Below are 24,490 nucleotides of genomic sequence, written 5' to 3' on the forward strand. Positions count from 1 at the left end.
AGAAACCTTTTATTGCACGGCAAACTGCTGGCGAATTTTACGCATCAGCAGGAATAGCCACGGCCAGAGCACACCGTTTACTACACTACTCCAGAACACTTCCGGTCGGAAAGAGACGTTGATCACTAAAAACTCTGCCCAGAAAACAACGATATCCGCAGCGAGCGACAACAACATCACCACCAGCGCCTGTTGCCAGAGCGCAAGGTTACGAAAGAGCTGGAATTTGAGTGCGACGAGATACGCAATAATGCTCATGGATAAGGCGCGGACGCCAAGCGTAGAGCCACTGATAAGATCCAGTATGGCACCCATCACAAAACCTGTGCCGACATTTACGCGGTGCGGCAGGGCAAGGATCCAGTAGAGCAAAATGAGCAATACCCAGTTTGGCCGGAAAACAAGAATGTCGTCCGGCCAGGGCATAATTTGCAGCAACAGTGCAACGAGGAATGAGAGCCAGATTACCCAGCGCCCCTGGCTACGATAACTGGCCACTACTGCCCTCCACCCGAGACTTGCGGCGGTGGCGGCGCATCCGGCAGCGGCTGCGTTAACCCCGTCGCCGGAGCCGGTACGGGTGCAGGTGGTCCCATCGCATCCGGCGCAGGCAGTACCTGCGGCATCATCTGCATCAGGCGTTCATTCGCCACGCGATGCACATCTTCCGGGGTCATCGGGTTAGCTCCGTTACGATCGGCGCCCCACAGCAGCAGCAGGTAGCGCAAACGCTGCAAGCCGGCCGTTGGACGCGCCTGAATCACGGTGTAGGCACGCTGAGTGTCGAGCTTCACGGAAGAGACAACCGCAACCGGGTAGCCCTCAGGGAAACGACCGCCCAGACCGGACGTCACTAGCACGTCGCCCACGCGGATATCCGTGTTGGCGGGCAGATGTTCCAGTTGCAGATCGTCCGTGCAGCCGTTACCGGCGGCAATCACGCGAATATCGTTACGCAGCACCTGAATCGGCAGTGCATGGGTGGCATCGCAAATCAGCAGCACGCGGCTGGTCAGTTTGGCAACCGCCACAACCTGGCCCACGACGCCTTTATCGCTGATGACAGGCTGACCTTCGTATACGCCGTTCACGCTGCCTTTATCAATCACCACCTGATCGCTGTACGGATCGTTTACGGTGGAGATCACCTGGGTGACCATTTTCTGTTCATCCTGGCGCAGCGGCGAGCCAAGCAGTTCACGCAGGCGTGCGTTTTCCTGCTTATATTGTCCCAGCATCAGCAGCTCGCTGTTTTTCAGCAGCAGTTCCTGGCGTAACGCACGGTTTTCGAGTTCGAGCTGGTCACGCGATGAGAGCGTTTGCGACACGGAGTCGAGCAGTTCACGGGGACCATTTGAAATAAAGTAGAAAGGACTGACGGCGGTATCCATGTACGTTCGGATCTGGCTGAACGTACCGAGGCGGCTATCGGCAATAATGACCCCGAGCGCAACCAGAACCGCCAGGATCAGGCGAAACTGTAGCGACGGGCCACGGCTAAAAATTGGCTTCATAGGCTATGCGTATTCTCGCGTCAGAGAGAAAGGGTAGCAAATTGCTACCCTCTCACACCCGACTACTCTTCGCTAAACAAGTCGCCGCCGTGCATGTCGATCATTTCCAACGCCTTGCCACCACCACGGGCGACGCAAGTCAGTGGATCTTCTGCAACTACGACAGGAATACCTGTCTCTTCCATTAACAGGCGGTCGAGGTTACGCAGCAGCGCACCACCACCGGTCAGAACCATACCGCGCTCGGAGATATCGGAGGCTAGCTCTGGCGGGCACTGTTCCAGCGCAACCATCACCGCGCTCACGATACCGGTCAGTGGCTCCTGCAACGCTTCCAGGATTTCGTTGGAGTTCAGGGTGAATCCGCGTGGCACGCCTTCCGCCAGGTTACGACCGCGAACTTCGATCTCGCGCACTTCATCACCCGGGTAGGCAGAACCGATTTCGTGCTTGATGCGCTCTGCGGTCGCTTCACCGATCAGAGAGCCGTAGTTACGGCGAACGTAATTGATGATAGCTTCGTCGAAACGGTCGCCGCCGATACGCACGGAAGAGGAGTACACCACGCCGTTCAGGGAGATAACGGCCACTTCAGTGGTACCGCCACCGATATCCACCACCATAGAACCGGTTGCTTCAGAAACCGGCAGACCCGCACCAATTGCCGCAGCCATCGGTTCTTCAATCAGGAAGACTTCACGCGCACCGGCACCCTGAGCAGATTCACGGATTGCACGGCGTTCAACCTGGGTCGCGCCAACCGGCACACACACCAGCACGCGCGGGCTTGGGCGCATGAAGCTGTTGCTGTGAACCTGCTTGATGAAGTGCTGAAGCATTTTTTCGGTCACGAAGAAGTCAGCAATAACGCCGTCTTTCATTGGGCGGATCGCGGCGATGTTGCCCGGCGTACGGCCCAGCATCTGCTTCGCATCATGACCTACTGCGGCCACGCTTTTTGGCGAGCCGGCACGATCCTGACGAATGGCCACAACGGAAGGCTCATTCAATACGATGCCTTGTCCTTTTACATAAATAAGGGTATTCGCGGTACCCAGGTCAATGGACAGGTCATTGGAAAACATGCCACGAAATTTTTTCAACATACTAAGGGATAATCCTGAAAGCTGGGGCGGAAAACAAAATCCGCTTACTTTACCAACCACACGCAGCAGCGACAAGGCGCAAAAATCGTCTGCTACGGTGAAAATTAGTGCAGCACGTTTCCTTTGTTACAAATTCATCCCCTGAATCCCTCAGGGCTGAGTAAACAGCAGCGTCCCTCACTTTCACTTGTAACCCATTAAAGGTCGTTCACTGGCTTTTATGCTCGTCTTACTCAAAGCTACAGGCGCGATATTCTACGTGAAAACAAAGTAAACGGCAGGTCAAACAGAGTATCTTTGCAAATATTTTTTCACATTGGTGTCAAGCGGCTGAGAGGCGGCAAAAAAATCCCCCTGACCGCCCGTCACGCCGCGCTCTGTCAACATCTGCCATTCACTTCGTGAACGTACGCCTGTGGCAAATACTTGCGTTTGCGTTCCTTTGCACGCTTCCACCAGGCTTTGTACCAGCAGCTGGTTTTCCGTGCGTTTTTCAATATTCCTTACCAGACCCGGATGCAGCTTCAATAATTCAACATCCAGCTCTTTGATCCAGCTGGTGCTCACCAGCGTCAGACCCGCCTGGGTTACCGCCACGCGAGCCCCAAGCGCATTGATTAAACGCACCACCGGGCGCAACCGGCTGATGTGTTGACCTACATCTGCCTCTGCAAGTTCAAAAATAATGCGTTTGCGTTGCGATTTTTCGCATTGCATTAACGTGTCACGTAACCAGCGCTGGAAGCGCGGACGGATCAGCGATTCGACGGTCACCTGTAAAGCCAGATTTTCTTCAGGCCAGTACGATAAAAACGGAATGAGGCGGGTGATTTGCTGACGGTCATACTCTTCGGACAATCCGAATTGCAACACCATGGGCAGATATTCCGCGGAGATAACCTCTTCGGTGCCATCAAAAATACGGCACATCAGCTCACGATGATGGACATGACCACTCTTCATGACCGCCGGTTTTTGATAGATGCGCGGTCCGCCCCGGCTCAGCATCTGTTCAATCAGGGTTCGCCAGCGCACGTTGCCGCGCCCTTTCTCCGGCAGCGTATCATCATAGACCGCCCAGCCGTTCGCCCCCTGCAATACGGCGTTACGCGTTGCCGCTTCCGCATGTTCCATCACCTGCTCCGTCGACTGACCGCCGCGCCAGGCACAGATGCCTATATGCACCATGTCGTCTCTGTCGAGCATTTTGCTCTGGGGCAGCGCATCGACGGCTTTCAGCAGCTGACTGGCGATACTCTCGGATTCCTTTAAGGTGCGATGCGGCAGCAAGACGGCAAAATCGCTGCGGTGGTAGCGTGCCAGTAACGCGCCGGGGTAGCGCATAATAAAGGTGGACAGCAGGTTAATCAGCGTAAAGAGGTTCTCTTCCGCCACGCGCTGACCCCAGGTATCACGGAGCAGATCGAAGTCGGGCAGGCGAATCATCATTACCACGCCATGCGTACCCACCTTTTCGGGGTCATCAAGAAGGGTAGCCAGCTGATTATCAAAGAAGAGACGGTTGTTGAGGCCCGTTTTGTTATCCTGCGCGGCATAAGAGCGAATCAACGTGTCCATACGGCTACGCTGATCGCTGGCAAACTGGATTTCGGAGAGCAGCACGTCCAGGGCGCTACTGGTGCGTGATGGCCATTCATAAACCGATCCCCGCACCTGCGGACCCCGCTCGCCATTCAGTATCCGCACGGAGCGTGTTTCCAGCAGTTCCTGACCGGAAAGTTGACGACGCTGCCAGCGAACGGCGAGGAAAATCAGCAGTACGATAAAGGCAACTGCGATGGTTAAGGGCGCGGTGGTCATAAGCGAGCGTAAATAGTTGCTCATCGGATCCTGGTACATCAGATGAATTGTCATACCCGGATGTTTAAGTGAATTAACCGTGACGTCCCGATACTGATCTACCGTGCCGGCAGGACGATAGCTGCCCTGGCGGGTATGGCTGAAAACGGTTTGCTTCCCCTGTTTAATGTCGATCTGCACTATATCCACAGGCACCATTAACTCATCCAGCTCACGCGAAAGCGCCGGGAAGGAGGACGTTATCAGGCGAGTGTCGATAACCGATGCAACCGATTCAACCCGGTTAACCAGCTTATCCTGGATGGCATTGTAAAAGCTCAGCGAGCAGCCGATTAGCGTGACAAATATGGTCAGCCCCGTCAGCAAGGTAATAAAAGCTGAGAACTTCGTCGTTAATCGCATCCTTGAGATTACTCCGTGGGTTGAAGGGGGGGCAAGTGAGCACTAACTTGCATTTTAAATGCGACATACTATCAAACCTGGTGTATCTGGCAATTTATTGCGTTAAATCGGCACTGCGTTTCATTGAGCGAGTATAGTCATCAGGACATATTTTCCCATCATCAAACCTAGTGAGGACCCTGTATGCAGGCTTTGATCTTAGAACAGCAGGACGGCAAAACCGTTGCCTCGGTGCAATCCATTGAGGAGAACCGCCTGCCAGAGGGCGACGTGACCGTAGATATCGACTGGTCCAGCCTGAACTATAAGGATGCACTGGCGATTACGGGAAAAGGTAAAATCATCCGAAATTTCCCGATGGTGCCAGGAATCGACTTTGCAGGCCGCGTGCATACCAGTGAAGACCCGCGTTTTCACGCCGGACAGCAGGTGCTGCTCACCGGCTGGGGCGTAGGTGAAAACCACTGGGGCGGACTGGCAGCACAGGCGCGCGTCAAAGGTGACTGGCTGGTCCCGATGCCGAAAGGCCTGGACGGTCGTAAGGCGATGATCATCGGCACGGCAGGCTTCACCGCCATGCTGTGCGTGATGGCGCTGGAAGAGGCCGGGATTCGTCCTGACTCGGGCGAAATTGTCGTCACCGGCGCCAGCGGCGGCGTGGGCAGCACGGCCGTCACGCTGCTGCACAAGCTGGGGTATCAGGTCGCCGCCGTCTCTGGCCGCGAAAGTACGCATGATTATCTACGTCAGCTGGGCGCAAGCCGTATTCTGAGCCGCGACGAATTCGCCGAGACCCGCCCGCTGGAAAAACAGGTCTGGGCTGGCGCAGTAGATACCGTCGGCGACAAAGTGCTGGCGAAGGTGCTGGCGCAAATGAATTACGGCGGCTGCGTGGCGGCCTGTGGTCTGGCGGGTGGTTTTGCCCTGCCGACGACGGTGATGCCATTTATTCTGCGTAACGTGCGTCTTCAGGGTGTCGATTCGGTCATGAGCCCAGCCGAGCGGCGGGCTGAGGCCTGGGAACGTCTGGTGCAGGATCTGCCAGCCTCATTCTATGAGCAGAGCGCCACTGAGATCACCCTGAGCCAGGCGCCAGAGTTCGCCAATAAAATCATGGACAACCAGTTCCACGGTCGTGCGCTGGTTAAAATCGCCTAATCTTCAAATTTTCGTGACATATTCGCGCTAACCCTCCTCCTCCGTCATGCTTAGAAAAACGCCTGACGGAGGATGCCATGAAAACCCGAAAACTGACGGAAGCCGACGTAACGTCTGAATCTGTCTTTATGCTACAGCGCCGCCAGATCCTGAAAATGCTTGGCATCAGCGCCACTGCCCTGACGCTCACCCCTGCGGCCCATGCCGATCTGCTCGACTGGTTTAAGGGCAACGATCGCCCGAAAGCCCCCTCCGGCGCACCGCTTGACTTCACCAAACCGGCACAGTGGCAGAATAAACTGACGCTGACGCCGGAAGATAAAGTCACCGGCTATAACAACTTCTATGAGTTTGGTCTTGATAAGGCCGATCCTGCCGCCAACGCCGGGAGCATGAAAACCGATCCCTGGACGCTGAAGATAGATGGCGAGGTGGCAAAACCGCTGACGCTGGATCATCATGACCTCACCACCCGCTTCCCCCTTGAAGAACGCATTTACCGTATGCGCTGTGTGGAAGCCTGGTCGATGGTGGTGCCGTGGGTAGGTTTCCCTTTGCATAAACTGCTGGCGCTGGTTGAGCCCACCAGCAACGCGAAGTATGTTTCTTTCCAGACGCGCTATGCCCCGGACGAGATGCCAGGCCAGAAGGATCGGTTTATCGGCGGCGGGCTGGAGTATCCCTACGTTGAAGGTTTACGTCTCGACGAAGCCATGCATCCGCTTACGCTGCTCACCGTCGGGGTTTATGGCAAAGCGCTGCCGCCGCAAAACGGGGCGCCCATTCGCCTGACCGTACCGTGGAAATACGGTTTCAAGGGCATCAAATCGATCGTCAGCATTAAGCTCACCCGTGAACGCCCCCCCACCACCTGGAACCTGGCAGCGCCTGACGAGTATGGTTTTTTTGCCAACGTTAACCCGCACGTTGACCATCCGCGCTGGTCGCAGGCAACAGAACGTTTTATCGGTTCCGGCGGCGCGCTGGATGTTAAACGCCAGCCAACGCTGCTATTTAACGGCTATGCGGATGAGGTGGCATCCCTCTACCGTGGTCTGAACTTACGGGAGAACTTCTAAGTGCGTTTAACGGCAAAGCAGATAACCTGGCTGAAGGTACTCCTGCATTTAGCCGGATTGCTCCCCTTTATCTGGCTCTTCTGGGCAGCCAGCCAGGGACAGTTCAGTGCCGATCCGGCGAAAGATATTCAGCATTTTACGGGTCGGATGGCTCTGAAATTTTTGCTGGCGACCTTGCTCGTCTCACCGCTGGCGCGCTACGCTAAACAGCCATTATTGATACGCACCCGTCGGCTTTTAGGGCTATGGTGTTTCGCCTGGGCAACGCTGCATCTCACCAGCTACGCCCTGCTGGAACTGGGCATTAACAACCTGGCACTCCTTGGCAGCGAACTGGTGACGCGTCCCTATCTGACGCTGGGTATCGTAAGCTGGCTGGTTTTACTGGCGCTGACGCTGACATCCACGCAGTATGCGCAGCAAAAACTGGGTCGACGCTGGCAACTACTGCATAACTTCGTCTATCTTGTCGCGATCCTCGCCCCTATTCATTACCTGTGGTCGGTGAAGATTTTATCCCCTCAGCCGGTCATCTACGCCCTGCTGGCCCTGGCCCTTTTAGCGTGGCGTTACAAGAAGTTCCGCCAGTGGTTGCGATAGTTCACGAAACTGTGCGTTTTCCCGCAGATTATTTATCAACCGTGAATCTTTTTCGGATAGCGGTTGATAATCTTCCCTGATAAGACCAGTATTTAGCTGCCAAATGCTACGAAATCGTTATAATGTGCGACTTCGGTTTTCCGGACAGGGGTTTTAGGCCTCTGAAAGGGTGACAATTGCGCTTTGAGGGTATATGTTGTTTTTTACCCGAAAATCGCAGGAGATAGCGGCATAATGGCTGATAAATTCCAAATTTTAGTTTTAAACGGACCGAACCTGAACATGCTCGGCACCCGTGAGCCAGAGAAGTACGGCACGCTAACATTGAGCGAAATTGTTAACCGTCTGAGTACGGAAGCAGCGTCGCTGAATGTGGATTTGGACCATTTTCAGTCTAACGCGGAGTACGCAATCATCGACCGTATTCATCAGGCTAAAGACACTGTGGACTATATCCTGATCAATCCGGCCGCGTTTACGCACACCAGTGTTGCTATACGCGACGCACTGCTCGCGGTGAGTATCCCGTTTATCGAGATCCACCTGAGTAACGTGCACGCCCGAGAGCCGTTCCGCCACCACTCCTACCTGTCAGATATCGCCGCTGGCGTGATTTGTGGGCTGGGTGCAGACGGCTATTCATACGCTTTACAGACAGCGGTAAAACGCTTGTCACAATCACACTAAACAAGAGTACGGAACCCACTCATGGATATTCGTAAGATTAAAAAACTGATCGAGCTGGTTGAAGAATCAGGCATCTCCGAACTGGAAATTTCTGAAGGCGAAGAGTCTGTACGCATCAGCCGTGCAGCCCCAGCCGCTAGCTTCCCGGTAATGCAGCAAGCTTATGCTGCGCCAGTGCAGCAGCCTGCGCTCTCCGCAGCCGTTGCGCCAGCGGCAGCAGAAGCGGCACCTGCGGCTGCAACAGAAATCAGTGGTCACATCGTACGTTCCCCAATGGTTGGTACTTTCTACCGCACCCCGAGCCCGGACGCGAAGGCGTTCATCGAAGTGGGTCAGAAAGTCAACGTAGGCGATACCCTGTGCATCGTTGAAGCCATGAAAATGATGAACCAGATCGAAGCAGACAAATCAGGTACTGTGAAAGCGATCCTGGTCGAAAGTGGTCAGCCGGTAGAATTTGACGAGCCGCTGGTCGTCATCGAGTAACGAGGCGAACATGCTGGATAAAATTGTTATCGCCAACCGTGGCGAGATTGCACTGCGTATTCTTCGTGCCTGTAAAGAACTGGGCATCAAGACCGTGGCCGTGCATTCAAGCGCGGATCGCGATTTAAAACACGTATTGCTGGCGGATGAGACGGTCTGTATCGGTCCGGCTCCGTCCGTAAAAAGCTATCTGAACATCCCGGCGATCATCAGCGCCGCCGAAATCACTGGCGCGGTCGCGATTCACCCGGGTTATGGTTTCCTCTCTGAGAACGCCAACTTTGCTGAGCAGGTTGAACGCTCTGGCTTTATCTTCATTGGCCCGAAAGCTGACACCATTCGCCTGATGGGTGACAAAGTGTCTGCCATCACCGCGATGAAAAAAGCTGGCGTGCCAACCGTACCGGGCTCTGACGGCCCGCTGACCGACGATATGGATGCTAACCGCGCCCATGCTAAACGCATTGGCTATCCGGTGATCATCAAAGCGTCCGGCGGCGGCGGCGGTCGCGGTATGCGCGTTGTACGCAGCGATGCTGAACTGGCGCAGTCCATCTCCATGACCAAAGCGGAAGCGAAAGCGGCTTTCAGCAATGATATGGTGTACATGGAAAAATACCTGGAAAACCCACGCCACATCGAAATTCAGGTGCTGGCTGACGGTCAGGGTAACGCGATCTATCTGGCAGAACGTGACTGCTCCATGCAGCGTCGTCACCAGAAAGTCGTCGAAGAAGCGCCAGCGCCGGGCATTACGCCGGAACTGCGTCGCTACATCGGTGAGCGTTGCGCCAAAGCGTGTGTCGATATCGGCTATCGCGGGGCGGGTACCTTTGAGTTCCTGTTCGAAAACGGCGAGTTCTACTTCATTGAGATGAACACCCGTATTCAGGTTGAACACCCGGTTACCGAAATGATCACCGGCGTTGACCTGATCAAAGAACAGCTGCGTATCGCAGCCGGTCAGCCGCTGTCCATCAAACAGGAAGAAGTTGTGGTTAAAGGCCATGCGGTAGAGTGCCGTATCAACGCCGAAGACCCGAACACCTTCCTGCCAAGCCCGGGTAAAATCACGCGTTTCCACGCGCCGGGTGGCTTTGGTGTGCGCTGGGAGTCCCATATCTACGCCGGTTACACCGTACCGCCGTACTATGACTCAATGATCGGTAAGCTGATCTGCTACGGCGAAAACCGTGACGTGGCCATTGCCCGCATGAAGAACGCCCTTCAGGAGCTGATCATCGACGGGATCAAAACCAACGTTGATCTCCAGATGCGCATTATGAGCGACGAGCACTTCCAGAATGGTGGGACTAACATCCACTACCTGGAGAAAAAACTCGGTCTGAACGAGAAGTAAGAGATCAGTGTTGCTAAAAGGCCGGATTATCCGGCCTTTTTTATTTCTGGGGATCGCTAAGCCCCATCATGTACAATCCCCGCTTTCTTCATCCACAAGGGACAAAAAATGGACAAACGTTTTGTTCAGGCCCATAAAGAAGCGCGCTGGGCGCTGTGGCTGACCCTTCTCTATCTCGCCGCATGGTTAGTAACTGCTTACTTACCTGATTCGGCGATTGGCATTACCGGCCTCCCGCACTGGTTTGAAATGGCCTGCCTGCTGCTGCCGCTGATGTTTATCCTGCTGTGCTGGGCGATGGTGAAATTCATCTATCGCGATATTTCACTGGAGGACGATGATGCAGCTTGAAGTCATTCTGCCCCTTATCGCTTACCTGTTCCTGGTGTTTGGCCTGTCGGTTTATGCGATGCGTAAACGTTCGACCGGCACCTTTCTGAACGAGTATTTCCTCGGGAGCCGCTCAATGGGTGGCGTCGTGCTGGCCATGACGCTGACCGCTACTTACATCAGCGCCAGCTCGTTTATCGGTGGCCCGGGCGCCGCTTATAAGTACGGGCTGGGCTGGGTACTGCTGGCCATGATCCAGCTGCCTGCCATTTGGCTCTCTCTGGGCATATTGGGTAAAAAGTTTGCCATTCTGGCCCGTCGCTACAATGCCGTAACGCTGAACGATATGCTGTTTGCTCGCTATCAGAGTCGCTTGCTGGTATGGCTGGCAAGCCTGAGTCTGCTGGTGGCGTTTATTGGCGCAATGACGGTGCAGTTTATCGGCGGCGCACGTCTGCTGGAGACGGCAGCCGGTATCCCCTATGAGACGGGCCTGGTCATTTTCGGTGTGAGTATCGCGCTGTATACCGCGTTTGGCGGGTTCCGCGCCAGCGTACTCAACGACACGATGCAGGGGATGGTGATGCTCATTGGCACTCTCGTTCTGCTGGTGGGTATCGTGCATGCCGCAGGGGGCCTGAGCCATGCGGTTGAAACCCTGGAAGCGATCGATCCGAAACTGGTCTCGCCGCAGGGGGCGGATGACATCCTCTCTCCAACCTTTATGACCTCGTTCTGGGTGCTGGTGTGCTTTGGCGTGATTGGCCTGCCGCATACTGCCGTGCGCTGCATCTCATATAAAGACAGCAAAGCGGTGCACCGCGGGATCATTATCGGGACAATTGTGGTGGCGATCCTGATGTTTGGTATGCACCTGGCGGGCGCGCTGGGCCGCGCGGTGATCCCTGACCTTACCGTACCGGATCTGGTCATTCCGACCCTGATGGTGAAAGTGCTTCCGCCGTTTGCCGCCGGGATTTTCCTCGCCGCACCCATGGCGGCCATTATGTCGACCATCAACGCTCAGTTGCTGCAAAGTTCCGCTACGATCATTAAAGATCTCTATCTGAATTTGCGCCCTGAACAGGTCGAAAATGAGCGACGCCTCAAGCGTATGTCGGCGGTGATTACCCTGGTGCTGGGGGCGTTACTGTTGCTGGCCGCGTGGCGTCCACCGGAGATGATCATCTGGCTAAACCTGCTCGCCTTTGGCGGGCTGGAGGCCGTTTTCCTGTGGCCGCTGGTGCTGGGGCTGTACTGGGAACGCGCGAATGCCGCGGGTGCATTAAGCGGCATGATTGTCGGGGGCGTCCTGTATGCCGTTCTCGCCACGTTTAAAATTCAGTATCTGGGCTTCCATCCGATCGTGCCTTCGTTACTGTTAAGTTTACTGGCGTTTGTGGTGGGAAACCGTTTTGGTCGACCGGTGCCACAAACTGCCCTGATTTCTACTGACAAATAAAGAGTTTTGCCATGCCGTGGATCCAATTAAAACTGAACACAACCGGCGCGAACGCCGAAGAACTGAGTGATGCGCTGATGGAGGCCGGTTCGGTCTCTATCACCTTCCAGGACACGCATGACACGCCGGTCTTTGAGCCGCTGCCAGGCGAAACGCGCCTGTGGGGTGATACGGACGTTATCGGCCTGTTCGATGCAGAAACCGATATGAAAGAGGTCGTGGCGATTCTGGAAAACCATCCGCTGCTTGGCGCGGGTTTCGCGCATAAAATTGAACAGCTGGAAGACAAAGACTGGGAACGCGAGTGGATGGACAACTTCCATCCGATGCAGTTTGGTCAGCGTCTGTGGATCTGCCCAAGCTGGCGTGAAGTGCCCGATGAAAACGCCGTCAACGTGATGCTGGATCCGGGTCTGGCGTTCGGCACCGGTACCCACCCGACAACCTCCCTGTGCCTGCAATGGCTGGATGGCCTGGATCTGGAAGGCAAAACCGTGATCGACTTCGGTTGCGGATCCGGGATCCTTGCTATCGCAGCACTGAAACTGGGCGCGGCAAAAGCCATCGGGATCGACATCGATCCGCAGGCGATTCAGGCCAGCCGTGATAACGCCGAGCGTAATGGCGTTTCCGATCGCCTTGAACTGTATCTGCCCGATGCACAGCCAGAGGCGATGAAAGCCGATGTGGTGGTCGCGAATATCCTGGCTGGCCCATTACGCGAGCTGGCGCCATTAATCAGCGTGCTGCCGGTTGAAGGCGGTCTGCTGGGCCTGTCCGGTATCCTTGCCAGCCAGGCAGACAGCGTCTGTGAAGCCTACGCCGATCTCTTTGCGCTCGACCCGGTGGTCGAGAAAGAAGAGTGGTGTCGCATCACCGGTCGTAAAAAATAAGCGTTTGGCGTGGTCGTCTGACCACGCCTTTTCCCTTCGGTTTTTTCTCCCGCCTTCTTCCTTTCTTCGATAAAATAACCCCACAAATCACAATGTTAATTATTGATTTGGATAATAAAATTCACAGGAAGAATATGATGAAACACATTTCAGGCAAGGCAGCGCTGCTGGCGCTGAGCATGATTTCGGCTACGGCTTACGCATCACACTGGAGCTATCAAGGAGAAGGCGCACCGGAACACTGGGGCGAACTGGACGAGGCGTACAAGACGTGTAAAAGCGGAATGTATCAGTCGCCGGTCAACATAGATAACACGGTCAAAGCCCACATCTCTCCGCTGGAAACGCACTATATCGACGGCCCGGTCATTCTGACAAATAACGGCCATACTATCCAGGCGAGTGAAAATGCCGATACACGCGACAGCATCACGCTTGATAAACAGCGCTGGGCGTTACAGCAGTTCCATTTCCATGCACCATCCGAAAACACGGTGCACGGTAAAAAATACGCAATGGAAATGCATCTGGTCCATAAAAACGCTGACGGCGAACTGACGGTCGTTGCCGTTATGTTCGATCAGGGCGCTGCAAACACTGAACTGGATAAACTCTGGGGCGTGATGCCGGGACAGGTTGACCAGAACGTCACGATTAAGCCAACCCTTGATATGAATAAATTACTGCCCGCGGATAAAACTTACTGGCGTTTTAGCGGCTCTCTGACCACCCCACCGTGTTCAGAAGGGGTAACGTGGCTGGTCCTCAAGCATCCGCTGACCGTCTCTGCTGAACAGCTGCAAAAATTTACTCACACTCTGCACCACGAAAACAGCCGCCCGGTTCAGCCGCTTCATGGCCGTCTGGTTGTTGAATAAGTCGATTTTTTACGTTGATATCCTGTGCTGAAATGCGACGCAGATCGCAAAGAAGCGCCATAATCTGCTGCTTATAGCAGCAGATTATCCCGAACAATTGATCCATTTATTCAGAAATGATGAGAAGTTACGGGAAATTGTAAGCGCCCACAAAATGTTCATTTATTCATAACACAATGATTTGAATAGCGAATAATCTTATCCCAAAAGAATGACTGGCGATTCCTTGATCTACAACAGAGGATTGTTCAAAGTTTGGCCTTTCATCTCGTGCAAAAAATGCGTAATATACGCCGCCTTGCAGTCACAGTATGGTCATTTCTTAACTCATGCGCATCGGACACCACCAGCTCAGAAATCGCCTGATCGCAGCCCCAATGGCAGGTATTACCGACCGGCCGTTCAGGACGCTGTGCTACGAGATGGGAGCAGGATTAACCGTTTCCGAGATGATGTCGTCTAACCCGCAGGTTTGGGAAAGCGACAAGTCCCGCCTTCGGATGGTGCACGTGGATGAACCAGGTATCCGCACCGTGCAAATTGCCGGAAGCGTGCCTGAAGAAATGGCAGATGCCGCGCGTATTAACGTGGAAAGTGGCGCCCAGATTATTGATATCAATATGGGTTGCCCGGCCAAAAAGGTGAATCGCAAGCTTGCAGGTTCAGCCCTTCTGCAATACCCCGACCAGGTGAAGTCAATCCTGACGGCGGTTGTCAGCGCAGTGGACGTTCCTGTTACGTTGAAGATTCGCACGGGTTGGTCGCCGGAACACCGTAACTGCGTAGAGATTGCCCAACTGGCCGAAGACTGTGGCATTCAGGCCCTGACCATTCATGGACGCACTCGCGCCTGTTTGTTCAACGGTGAAGCTGAATACGACAGCATTCGGGCAGTTAAGCAGAAAGTTTCCATTCCGGTTATCGCGAATGGCGACATTACTGACCCGCTTAAAGCCAGAGCTGTGCTCGACTATACGGGAGCTGATGCTCTGATGATAGGACGTGCCGCTCAGGGAAGACCCTGGATCTTTCGGGAAATCCAGCATTATCTGGACACTGGGGAGCTGCTTGCCCCGCTGCCTCTGGCAGAGGTCAAGCGCTTGCTTTGTTCGCATGTTCGGGAATTGCATGACCACTACGGCCAGGCAAAAGGGTACCGAATTGCGCGTAAACACGTCTCCTGGTATCTCCAGGAGCACGCTCCAAATGACCAGTTTCGGCGCACATTCAACGCCATTGAGGATGCCAGCGAACAGCTGGAGGCGTTGGAGGCATACTTCGAAAATCTTGCGTAATGAAATAAAGAGCTGACAGAACTATGTTCGAACAACGCGTAAATTCTGACGTACTGACCGTTTCTACCGTTAACTCTCAGGATCAGGTGACTCAAAAGCCCCTGCGTGACTCGGTTAAACAGGCACTGAAGAACTATTTTGCTCAACTGAACGGTCAGGATGTTAATGACCTGTATGAGCTGGTACTGGCTGAAGTTGAACAGCCACTGTTGGACATGGTGATGCAATACACCCGTGGTAATCAAACCCGCGCTGCCCTGATGATGGGCATCAACCGTGGTACCCTGCGTAAGAAACTGAAAAAATACGGCATGAACTAATTTCGATTAGCTAACTGCTTGTTTAAAAAGGCGCTCTTCGGCATGGGGAAGCGCCTTTTTTATCGTTCGGGCGAGCAACCGTCAACGCTTTGTAAACCTTCCCTTTCCCCACTTTTCAACGCCCGCTTTTCGTGTATATTTCCACCAACTTACAGGCTCTCTTTTCGCGGAATGACACATGATTCGTAAATACTGGTGGCTGGTCGTTTTTGCTGTCTCTGTTTTCATTTTCGATGCGCTGCTGATGCAGTGGATTGAACTGATGAGCACTGAAACCGATAAATGTCGCAATATGAATTCCGTGAACCCGCTTAAACTGGTCAACTGCTCAGAGCTGGACTAACCGCTTCCATCCTGTATAAAACCCTGTTAACACCCAATAAAAACAGGGGCTTAAATCACTTTTCGTCATTTCCTGACGATGATAATGTCTGTCCCCTTTCCAACCGCTCTTGCTTAACGTCTCACACGAGTGAACAGACCATGCTGGTTAGCCAATACAACCAAATCCTCGTAGTCATCTCCTTTGTTGTTGCCATTCTTGCCGCCTATACCGCACTGAATATGGCTGCGCGCGTTGCCGGAAGCCAGAGCGTCGCTGCACGCGTCTGGCTGGCAGGTGGCGGTGTTTCGATGGGGATTGGCGTGTGGGCGATGCATTTCATCGGTATGCTGGCGATGGATCTTTCCATGAGCATGAGTTACAACGCGGCCCTGACCGTGCTTTCGATGGTTATCGCCATTAGCTCGTCAATGTTTGCCCTGTGGCTCGTTAGCGGCGAGCAGCTACGTTTGCGCCGGCTGCTGCCTGGCGCCGTCGTGATGGGAACGGGCATTGTTGCCATGCACTACACCGGTATGGCTGCCCTGGAGGTCACACCGGGTATTGTCTGGGATAAAACGTGGGTGGCTATCTCTGTGGTCATAGCCCTTGCCGCTTCACTGGCCGCTCTTTGGCTGACGTTCCGTTTACGTCAGGAAGCCGCACGAATGGCGTTGATGCGGCTGGGGGCGGCGATCACCATGGGCATCGCTATCGCTGGCATGCATTACGCTGGCATGGAAGCAGCACAATTTCCGATGTCGACGATGGTCCACCATCATGGCATTAACGGGAGCTGGCTGGCGATATTGGTTAGCGTGGTCGCGCTCGCTATTCTGGGGATTACGCTGCTGGTGTCGATGTTCGATGCCCGCCTTCAGGCTCGTACCTCGCTGCTGGCCTCATCACTGGCAGAAGCTAATCGTGAACTCGCACAGCTGGCGTTGCATGATACGCTGACGCGATTACCCAATCGTATTCTGCTTGAGGATCGCCTCGATCAGGCCATCAGCAAGGCCGATCGCGAAGGAAGCCCTTTCGCGCTGATGTTTATGGATCTCGACGGCTTTAAAACCGTCAACGATGCCTATGGTCATGATGTCGGTGACAAGCTTCTGGTAGCGGTGACTCAGCGTTTGCTGTTGCAGTTGAAAGGTCAGTACACGCTGGCGCGTATCGGTGGGGATGAATTCGTGCTGCTGGCCGAAACCGCCACCCCGGATGATGCTGCCTCACTGGCAAATTCACTGGTGCGCGTCATTGATAGCCCGTTCCATCTCGATCCTTACGAACTGATGGTCACCCTGAGCATTGGCATTGCGCCCTATCCACACGATGGCAAAACCGATCGTGAACTAATGTTTAACGCTGATGCTGCGATGTACCACACGAAACATATGGGTCGCAACGGCTATCACTTCTTCCAGCCGTCAATGAATACGCTGGCGCAGACGCATCTACAGCTGATGAATGATCTGTGGCAGGCCATCGACCGTGATGAGTTACGCCTGCTTTATCAACCTAAATTCCACGCCCCTGCCGGGCCGGTCATCGGGTTCGAAGCGCTGTTACGCTGGCAGCATCCCAAACAGGGATTACTCTCCCCCGACCTGTTTCTACCGCTGGCAGAGAAAACAGGGCTGATTATTCCGATTGGAAACTGGGTAATCGACGAGGCCTGCCGCCAGCTGCGTGAATGGCATCTTCAGGGCCACACGGACTGGTCAATGGCGGTGAATCTTTCTACGTTGCAGTTCGAACAGCCGTCGCTGGTTAAAACGGTTCTCGATTGTCTGACGCGCCATAGCGTGCCGCCCGGCATGTTGATTCTGGAGGTGACTGAAACCACGGCAATGAGCAATCCGGACGAAAGCGTACGCGTCCTGACAGCGCTGACGGATGCGGGAGTAAAAGCCTCAATAGACGATTTTGGTACAGGTTACTCAAGCCTTCTCTATCTTAAGCGGCTTCCCGCCTGCGAGTTGAAAATCGATCGCGCTTTTGTGAAAGAGTTAAGTGGAGAGAGCGAAGATGCGACAATTGTCTCGGCGATTGTCGCCCTGGCAAAAACGCTGAATCTGAAGGTCGTGGCGGAAGGGGTCGAAACCGCAGCGCAGCAGACCTTCCTGACAGAACTGGGATGCAATACGCTACAGGGTTATCTGCTGGGCAAACCAATTACCGCGCAAGCTATTATGGAACAGTGCCAGCACGGGGAGATGTCGCCACCCCGGGCGCAGTCATAAGGCTGTATCGTAAACCACTGGCGCCACTCGGGTGATATTTAGTGTCGCCAGAATATTATCCACCAGCGCCGGCGCTTGTTTGTACAGATTAAAACTGGTGTTATCCATTAACCAGTTTTTAATGACTCCGCTAAAAAAGGCATGGAAAACAATCAGCGCCAGTTCAATATTAGTTTGCGAAGAGATAATGTTATGAGCAATGCATCGCTTAAGCGTCTTGCGAAGATAATCATCGTTTAAACCGATCCGCTTGCGTATTTCACATTCTGAAATCACATCGTCATGAAATTCACACTTATGATACAGAATTTGTAAAAGCGCATACTGTCGGGGTTCGCTCGCAATATATTGCAGCGCAACAATAAATTGTTCACGAAGCATTAACAAAGGGTCGTCATTTTCGGAAAGCATTAGCCTGTCACGAATGATTTCACGCAGCGGCAATTGCTGTTCCCATATTGCGTTAAATATTTCCGCTTTACTCGAGAAATGCCAGTAAACCGCCCCGCGAGTGAGTTGAGCTGCATCGGCAATGTCGGTAAGCGTGGTGCTGGCCACACCACGCGTCGCGAATAGCCTGATAGCGGCTTCAATCAGCTGCTGGCGGGTCTTTTGAGCCTCTTCTTTCTTTTTGCGCGCCATTACCTGCTACTCGTTACTTACAAGATTGATACGTTATCAAAGGATATTGCCGTGGTCGTGTCAGACAAAGTATTAACCAAAATCCGTGTTAGTTTTGCACAAAAAAAGTCAATTCGTTTAATTTATAAACCTCGTGAATAAATTGAATATATTAAATACATAAAACATATGTATAGCTTTCACCAAAAAGCATTTCGTTGATTATCCTGACAGAAATAGAGTGTCGAATGCACTGGGTCAGATTCCGATTTTTACTTTTTAAAAGCTCCATCAGCACTTATAAATTAAAAAACATTAAATACCCTCATTATTATACGCAGCTACATTTCTTTTTTTGCCTCACACCCTTTCACCGATTCATGACAAATATCGGTTCAGGGGTAGTTTAAGGAACAGTAATGACGAATCACTTCAGATGCTTACCCTTATCCGGTTTCATTGTCTGTGCCGCGCTGCTTACCGGGTGCGATGGGCAAGAAAACCCACAGCAGCATGCGCAAGCTCCTCAGGTCAGTGTTCATATTGTTAAAAGCGCGCCACTGGCCGTAAAGACAGAATTGCCTGGCAGAACTGACGCGTATCGTGTTGCGGAGGTTCGTCCCCAGGTAAGTGGTATCATTCTGCACCGTAATTTTACCGAAGGCAGCGACGTCAAAGCGGGTGAATCCCTTTATCAGATCGATCCGGCCACGTATCAGGCAGCCTACGACAATGCGAAAGGTGAACTGGTAAAAGCACAGGCGGCGGCCAATATCGCTCATCTGACGGTGAAACGTTACGTTCCGCTGGTCGGTACGCAATATGTGAGCAAGCAGGAGTACGATCAGGCGGTGGCAACCGCCCAGCAGGCGGATGCGAGCGTCGTTGCCGCGAAGGCTGGCGTTGAAAGCGCGCGGATCAACCTGGCTTATACCAAAGTCACATCCCCAATCAACGGGCGTATAGGTAAATCCAGCGTCACCGAAGGGGCGTTGGTTACTAATGGTCAGTCGACTGCACTGGCGACGGTTCAGCAGCTCGATCCCATTTATGTCGATGTGACGCAATCCAGCAGCGATTTTATGCGTCTGAAGCAGCAGACGAGCCTGCAAAAGGGAGACACCAGCAGCGTCGAGTTGCTGATGGAAAATGGCCAGCCTTATCCACTGAAAGGAACGCTCCAGTTCTCTGATGTCACGGTAGATGAAAGTACCGGCTCAATCACCCTTCGCGCCCTCTTCCCTAACCCTCAGCATATGCTGTTACCGGGTATGTTTGTCCGTGCACGCATTGACGAAGGTACACAACCTGATGCCATTCTTGTTCCCCAGCAGGGGGTAACCCGTACACCGCGCGGGGATGCCACTGTGCTTGTGGTAAACGATAAAAACCAGGTGGAATCGCGCACTGTCGTTGCACCGCAGGCGATTGGCGATCGCTGGCTGATCACGGAAGGCCTGAAAAACGGCGACCGCGTCATTATCAGCGGCCTGCAAAAAGTTCGCCCTGGCGTTACCGTCGTGGCTATTCCTGATACCGCCGCGACTCCAGCCAGTTAAGGAATAACGACATGGCTAATTTCTTTATTCAACGGCCTGTTTTCGCCTGGGTACTCGCCATCATTCTGATGATTGCGGGCGGGCTGGCCATTTTAAAACTGCCGGTGGCGCAATATCCGACCATTGCGCCGCCAGCGGTGGCGGTGACAGCAACCTACCCTGGCGCTGATGCCCAGACGGTACAGGACACCGTAACTCAGGTTATCGAACAGAACATGAACGGTATCGATAATTTGATGTACATGTCGTCCACCAGTGATTCCGCCGGTAACGTCACCATTACGCTGACGTTCGAGTCGGGTACGGATCCTGATATCGCGCAGGTGCAGGTTCAGAACAAACTCCAGCTCGCCATGCCGCTGCTGCCGCAAGAAGTGCAGCAGCAGGGGATTGGCGTGGAGAAATCCAGCAGCAGCTTCCTGCTGGTTGCAGGCTTTGTGTCGGACAATAAAAATCTCACGCAGGATGATATCTCCGACTATGTCGCTTCTAACGTAAAAGATGCGATCAGCCGTACTTCCGGCGTCGGTGACGTGCAACTGTTCGGTGCCCAGTATGCAATGCGCATCTGGCTGGACAGCAACGCGATGAACAAATATCAGCTCACGCCGCTGGATATCATTAACCAGCTGAAAACACAGAACGACCAGATTGCTGCGGGCCAGTTGGGAGGAACGCCGTCCGTACCAGGGCAGCAACTGAACGCCTCAATTATTGCTCAAACACGCTTGAAATCGCCGGAGGAGTTTGGTCGTGTGACGCTGAAGGTGAACCAGGACGGTTCAATGGTCCACCTGAAAGATGTGGCACGCATTGAGCTGGGTGGCGAAAACTACAACATGGTCACCAAAATCAATGGCCAGGCAGCAACGGGGCTGGGGATCAAGCTGGCGACTGGCGCAAACGCGCTGGATACCGCTGCCGCCATCAAGAGTAAACTGGCGCAGTTGCAGCCCTTCTTCCCTCAGGGTCTGAAAGTCGTGTATCCGTACGACACCACACCTTTCGTGAAGATCTCCATCCATGAAGTGGTGAAGACGCTGTTTGAAGCGATTGTTCTCGTGTTCCTGGTGATGTACCTGTTCCTGCAAAACCTGCGGGCAACGCTTATTCCCACTATCGCCGTTCCCGTGGTGTTACTGGGCACCTTTGCGGTACTGGCTGCGTTCGGGTTCTCCATAAACACCCTGACGATGTTCGGGATGGTATTGGCGATAGGTCTTCTCGTCGATGACGCCATCGTGGTAGTCGAGAACGTAGAACGCGTCATGGTTGAGGACAAGCTGCCGCCAAAAGAGGCGACGCAGAAGTCAATGGAGCAAATCCAGGGCGCTCTGGTGGGCATTGCCATGGTGCTTTCGGCGGTATTTATTCCGATGGCATTCTTTGGTGGTTCAACCGGGGCTATCTATCGCCAGTTCTCGCTGACCATTGTCTCCGCGATGGCCTTGTCGGTACTGGTGGCGTTGATATTAACGCCTGCTCTTTGTGCAACGCTGCTCAAACCGGTTTCCAGCGAACATCATGAAAAGAAAGGTGGTTTCTTCGGCTGGTTTAACGCGCTCTTTGATAAGAGTGTGGAGCACTACAGCAACAGCGTGAGCGGCATTTTACGTAAGACCGGCCGCTATCTGCTGGTTTACGTCATCATCGTCGGCGGCATGGCAGTTCTGTTCCTGCGCCTGCCTTCCTCCTTCCTGCCGGAAGAGGATCAGGGTGTGTTTATGACGATGGTTCAGTTGCCGGCAGGGGCGACGCAGATGCGTACCCAGCAGGTACTCGATCAGGTTCAGGATTATTACCTGACGAAAGAGAAAGCGAACGTTGAATCGGTCTTTACCGTAAACGGGTTTAGTTTTAGCGGACAGGGTCAGAACTCCGGTATCGCTTTCGTCAGCCTGAAGCCATGGGAAGAGCGTCCGGGCAAGGAAAACGGCGTTGAGGCGATTGTCAGCCGCGCGACGAAAGCGTTCAGCCAGATCAAAGACGGCCTTGTATTTCCGTTTAACCTGCCTGCCATTATTGAACTGGGTACCGCAACAGGCTTTGACTTTGAACTGATAGACCAGGCAAACCTGGGACATACGCAGTTAACGCAGGCGCGTAACCAGCTGCTGGGCATGGTGAGAGAACATCCTGACTTACTGGTCCGCGTGCGTCCTAACGGACTGGAAGATACGCCACAGTTCAAGCTGGACGTCGATCAGGAGAAGGCACAGGCGCTGGGTGTGAGCGTGTCTGACGTCAATCAGACTATTTCAACAGCCCTGGGTGGCACCTATGTGAACGACTTTATCGATCACGGACGGGTGAAAAAAGTTTATGTCCAGGCTGATGCTCGCTTCCGTATGCTACCCGGAGACATTAACGGCCTGTATGTGCGTAGCGCTAACGGCGAAATGGTGCCTTTCTCTGCCTTTAGCAGCTCTCACTGGGTGTACGGTTCACCGCGTCTGGAACGTTACAATGGGATGCCATCAATGGAGATCCTCGGTGAGTCTGCACCAGGCAAAAGTACCGGTGAGGCAATGGCGCTGATGGAAAACCTTGCGTCAAAACTGCCGTCCGGCATCGGCTACGACTGGACGGGGATGTCTTATCAGGAACGACTTTCCGGGAATCAGGCTCCGGCGCTGTACGCCATTTCACTTATTGTGGTGTTCCTGTGTCTGGCGGCTCTCTATGAAAGCTGGTCAATTCCATTCTCGGTCATGCTGGTTGTGCCTCTGGGGGTGATCGGTGCGCTTCTGGCTGCATCAATGCGAGGGCTGAACAATGACGTTTACTTCCAGGTTGGTCTGCTTACAACAATTGGTTTATCAGCCAAGAACGCCATACTGATCGTTGAGTTCGCCAAAGATCTCATGGATAAAGAAGGCAAAGGGATTATCGAAGCCACGCTTGAAGCCTCGCGTATGCGTCTGCGTCCTATCCTGATGACTTCCCTGGCATTCATCCTTGGTGTTATGCCTCTGGTCATCAGCAGCGGTGCAGGTAGTGGTGCACAAAATGCGGTCGGGACGGGCGTGATGGGCGGGATGCTCTCAGCCACCCTGTTGGCCATATTCTTTGTTCCTGTTTTCTTTGTGGTTGTCCGGAGACGATTTACAAAGCACAAGGATTAATGAAAATCATAAAGGCACCTCAGGTGCCTTTTTTATTTCCTGAAAACAATGTAAAAACACATCCCCTCTTCACATTTCCTCCATTAATAATTACTGCCCGCGCTTTTTTCTTCATAATTTTTACAATCCACACAAATTGAGATTATTCCACGTGCTGCATGGTATTAGTGCGGTGGTAAAATAATCATCGATTCGTTAATTGCCGCATCGGCTCTTTAGCGAATAGGCGATCATATTGAGGTAACATCATGAAAAGATTCCTTTCCGTTGCACTTCTCGCTGCGCTGCTTGCTGGTTGCGCGCACGATTCCCCATGTGTACCGGTATACGACGATCAGGGGCGACTGGTTCACACCAATACCTGTATGAAGGGCACTACCCAGGATAACTGGGAAACAGCAGGTGCGATTGCTGGTGGCGCCGCGGCAATCGCTGGCCTGACACTCGGTATTGTCGCCCTCACTAAATAAGGCTTCTAAAAGCGCGGCGATGGCCGCGCTTTTATTTTTGCCTGATATAAGAAACGTATATTCCCCATCGCAAATAACATCAGATATTAATTAAATTCAATACGCTACCTTACTCCTCGCTATATCCCTTACCTGTACAGCATTTGGCATAACATTTAATTCATTTAACACTACTGCGAGCCAGCAGAATGCATTTCACAACTACAGTTTCAGTACGGTAAAGCGCTACGTCCGTAGGGTATTAACGGCACCAGTGAGAACATCGAATGAGGGAATTGGTTTAGCTGGAGATATAACGCAAAAAGGCCATCCTTTCGGATGGCCTTTCTACTTGTTTGATGTCTGGCAGTTCCCTACTCTCACATGGGGAGACCCCACACTACCATCGGCGCTACGGCGTTTCACTTCTGAGTTCGGCATGGGGTCAGGTGGGACCACCGCGCTAAAGCCGCCAGACAAATTCTTTTACTTCTTGCCGAACTTTAACCTAAGTATAAAGTGGTGCTGATACCCAGAGTCGAACTGGGGACCTCACCCTTACCAAGGGTGCGCTCTACCAACTGAGCCATATCAGCACGCTAAATTTGATGCCTGGCAGTTCCCTACTCTCACATGGGGAGACCCCACACTACCATCGGCGCTACGGCGTTTCACTTCTGAGTTCGGCATGGGGTCAGGTGGGACCACCGCGCTAAAGCCGCCAGGCAAATTCTGTTAATCTGTATCAGGCTGAAAATCGTGTCTGTCTCTTCGCCA

General features: G+C 53.4%; 22 protein-coding genes, 1 tRNA gene and 2 rRNA genes. 17 read left to right on the plus strand and 8 right to left on the minus strand.

What is annotated here, in order from left to right:
• Positions 1-9: 9 nt before the first annotated feature.
• From mreD to csrD, 4 genes are all read right to left on the minus strand, one after another.
• Positions 10-498 (minus strand): rod shape-determining protein MreD, encoded by a 489-nt coding sequence (mreD, locus tag O1724_RS20755; RefSeq protein WP_003860402.1) that lies wholly within the window; start codon positions 496-498, stop codon positions 10-12.
• On the minus strand, positions 498-1,514 hold the full coding sequence (mreC, locus tag O1724_RS20760; RefSeq protein ID WP_003860400.1) for a rod shape-determining protein MreC: 1,017 nt from the start codon (positions 1,512-1,514) through the stop codon (positions 498-500). Before mreC ends, mreD begins: the two co-directional genes overlap by 1 nt.
• 62 nt (positions 1,515-1,576) lie before the next feature.
• Positions 1,577-2,620 carry a rod shape-determining protein MreB gene (gene mreB, locus O1724_RS20765; protein ID WP_000913396.1) on the minus strand — a complete coding sequence of 348 codons (1,044 nt, stop codon included), beginning with the start codon at positions 2,618-2,620 and terminating at the stop codon, positions 1,577-1,579.
• 282 nt (positions 2,621-2,902) lie between these two features.
• Positions 2,903-4,843, minus strand: coding sequence for an RNase E specificity factor CsrD (gene csrD, locus O1724_RS20770; protein WP_003860399.1), 1,941 nt, complete (start codon positions 4,841-4,843; stop codon positions 2,903-2,905).
• 183 nt (positions 4,844-5,026) lie between these two features.
• Here csrD and acuI point away from each other — a divergent pair, with 183 nt between their 5' ends.
• The 14 genes from acuI to O1724_RS20840 all read left to right on the plus strand — a co-directional run bounded on the left by acuI (position 5,027) and on the right by O1724_RS20840 (position 17,959).
• A complete protein-coding gene (gene acuI, locus O1724_RS20775) occupies positions 5,027-6,001 on the plus strand; it encodes an acrylyl-CoA reductase (NADPH) (protein WP_063944812.1) in 975 nt (324 codons plus the stop codon).
• Between the two features lie 77 nt (positions 6,002-6,078).
• Complete coding sequence (gene msrP, locus O1724_RS20780) at positions 6,079-7,080, plus strand: protein-methionine-sulfoxide reductase catalytic subunit MsrP (RefSeq protein ID WP_003860395.1); 1,002 nt, start codon at positions 6,079-6,081, stop codon at positions 7,078-7,080.
• On the plus strand, positions 7,081-7,680 hold the full coding sequence (gene msrQ, locus O1724_RS20785) for a protein-methionine-sulfoxide reductase heme-binding subunit MsrQ (protein WP_126297090.1): 600 nt from the start codon (positions 7,081-7,083) through the stop codon (positions 7,678-7,680).
• A 234-nt stretch (positions 7,681-7,914) separates the two neighbouring features.
• The gene (gene aroQ, locus O1724_RS20790) at positions 7,915-8,367 is read left to right on the plus strand and encodes a type II 3-dehydroquinate dehydratase (protein WP_003860391.1); all 453 of its coding nucleotides are present in this window, start codon (positions 7,915-7,917) and stop codon (positions 8,365-8,367) included.
• 21 nt (positions 8,368-8,388) lie between these two features.
• Positions 8,389-8,853 (plus strand): acetyl-CoA carboxylase biotin carboxyl carrier protein, encoded by a 465-nt coding sequence (accB, locus tag O1724_RS20795; RefSeq protein ID WP_003860389.1) that lies wholly within the window; start codon positions 8,389-8,391, stop codon positions 8,851-8,853.
• A gap of 10 nt (positions 8,854-8,863) precedes the next feature.
• Positions 8,864-10,213 carry an acetyl-CoA carboxylase biotin carboxylase subunit gene (gene accC, locus O1724_RS20800; RefSeq protein ID WP_003860388.1) on the plus strand — a complete coding sequence of 450 codons (1,350 nt, stop codon included), beginning with the start codon at positions 8,864-8,866 and terminating at the stop codon, positions 10,211-10,213.
• Positions 10,214-10,321: 108 nt separating this feature from the next.
• The gene (locus tag O1724_RS20805) at positions 10,322-10,564 is read left to right on the plus strand and encodes a YhdT family protein (protein WP_022651933.1); all 243 of its coding nucleotides are present in this window, start codon (positions 10,322-10,324) and stop codon (positions 10,562-10,564) included.
• The gene (panF, locus tag O1724_RS20810; RefSeq protein WP_023323805.1) at positions 10,554-12,005 is read left to right on the plus strand and encodes a sodium/pantothenate symporter; all 1,452 of its coding nucleotides are present in this window, start codon (positions 10,554-10,556) and stop codon (positions 12,003-12,005) included. The genes O1724_RS20805 and panF overlap by 11 nt, the downstream gene beginning before the upstream one ends.
• A gap of 11 nt (positions 12,006-12,016) precedes the next feature.
• Positions 12,017-12,898 (plus strand): 50S ribosomal protein L11 methyltransferase, encoded by an 882-nt coding sequence (prmA, locus tag O1724_RS20815; RefSeq protein WP_017382703.1) that lies wholly within the window; start codon positions 12,017-12,019, stop codon positions 12,896-12,898.
• Between the two features lie 137 nt (positions 12,899-13,035).
• Entirely contained in the window at positions 13,036-13,776 is a 741-nt protein-coding gene (locus O1724_RS20820) for a carbonic anhydrase (protein WP_126297107.1), read from the plus strand.
• A 329-nt stretch (positions 13,777-14,105) separates the two neighbouring features.
• Positions 14,106-15,071: a tRNA dihydrouridine synthase DusB gene (gene dusB / locus O1724_RS20825; RefSeq protein ID WP_022651936.1), complete on the plus strand. Its 966-nt coding sequence runs from the start codon at positions 14,106-14,108 to the stop codon at positions 15,069-15,071.
• 23 nt (positions 15,072-15,094) lie between these two features.
• Entirely contained in the window at positions 15,095-15,391 is a 297-nt protein-coding gene (gene fis / locus O1724_RS20830) for a DNA-binding transcriptional regulator Fis (RefSeq protein ID WP_000462905.1), read from the plus strand.
• Between the two features lie 178 nt (positions 15,392-15,569).
• Positions 15,570-15,734, plus strand: coding sequence for a DUF2556 family protein (locus O1724_RS20835; protein ID WP_003860373.1), 165 nt, complete (start codon positions 15,570-15,572; stop codon positions 15,732-15,734).
• 140 nt (positions 15,735-15,874) lie between these two features.
• Positions 15,875-17,959 carry a putative bifunctional diguanylate cyclase/phosphodiesterase gene (locus O1724_RS20840; RefSeq protein ID WP_126297087.1) on the plus strand — a complete coding sequence of 695 codons (2,085 nt, stop codon included), beginning with the start codon at positions 15,875-15,877 and terminating at the stop codon, positions 17,957-17,959.
• Here O1724_RS20840 and envR read toward each other — a convergent pair.
• Positions 17,954-18,601, minus strand: a complete 648-nt coding sequence (gene envR, locus O1724_RS20845) for an acrEF/envCD operon transcriptional regulator (protein ID WP_023314924.1) — start codon at positions 18,599-18,601, stop codon at positions 17,954-17,956. The genes O1724_RS20840 and envR overlap by 6 nt on opposite strands.
• A gap of 398 nt (positions 18,602-18,999) precedes the next feature.
• Here envR and O1724_RS20850 point away from each other — a divergent pair, with 398 nt between their 5' ends.
• The 3 genes from O1724_RS20850 to O1724_RS20860 all read left to right on the plus strand — a co-directional run bounded on the left by O1724_RS20850 (position 19,000) and on the right by O1724_RS20860 (position 23,734).
• The gene (locus O1724_RS20850) at positions 19,000-20,139 is read left to right on the plus strand and encodes an efflux RND transporter periplasmic adaptor subunit (RefSeq protein WP_032660585.1); all 1,140 of its coding nucleotides are present in this window, start codon (positions 19,000-19,002) and stop codon (positions 20,137-20,139) included.
• An 11-nt stretch (positions 20,140-20,150) separates the two neighbouring features.
• Positions 20,151-23,264, plus strand: coding sequence for an efflux RND transporter permease subunit (locus O1724_RS20855; protein WP_023314926.1), 3,114 nt, complete (start codon positions 20,151-20,153; stop codon positions 23,262-23,264).
• Positions 23,265-23,512: 248 nt separating this feature from the next.
• Positions 23,513-23,734, plus strand: coding sequence for a lipoprotein (locus tag O1724_RS20860; protein WP_003860364.1), 222 nt, complete (start codon positions 23,513-23,515; stop codon positions 23,732-23,734).
• Positions 23,735-24,074: 340 nt separating this feature from the next.
• On the opposite strand, the gene rrf (O1724_RS20865) is transcribed toward O1724_RS20860, so the two are convergent.
• From rrf (O1724_RS20865) to rrf (O1724_RS20875), 3 genes are all read right to left on the minus strand, one after another.
• Positions 24,075-24,190: ribosomal RNA gene (rrf, locus tag O1724_RS20865) — 5S ribosomal RNA — on the minus strand.
• Positions 24,191-24,233: 43 nt separating this feature from the next.
• Positions 24,234-24,309 (minus strand) — tRNA-Thr (locus tag O1724_RS20870).
• 14 nt (positions 24,310-24,323) lie between these two features.
• Positions 24,324-24,439 (minus strand): 5S ribosomal RNA (gene rrf, locus O1724_RS20875).
• Positions 24,440-24,490 lie beyond the last annotated feature (51 nt).

It is taken from the genome of Enterobacter cloacae complex sp. HYC074_NIDB, from assembly GCF_056673345.1.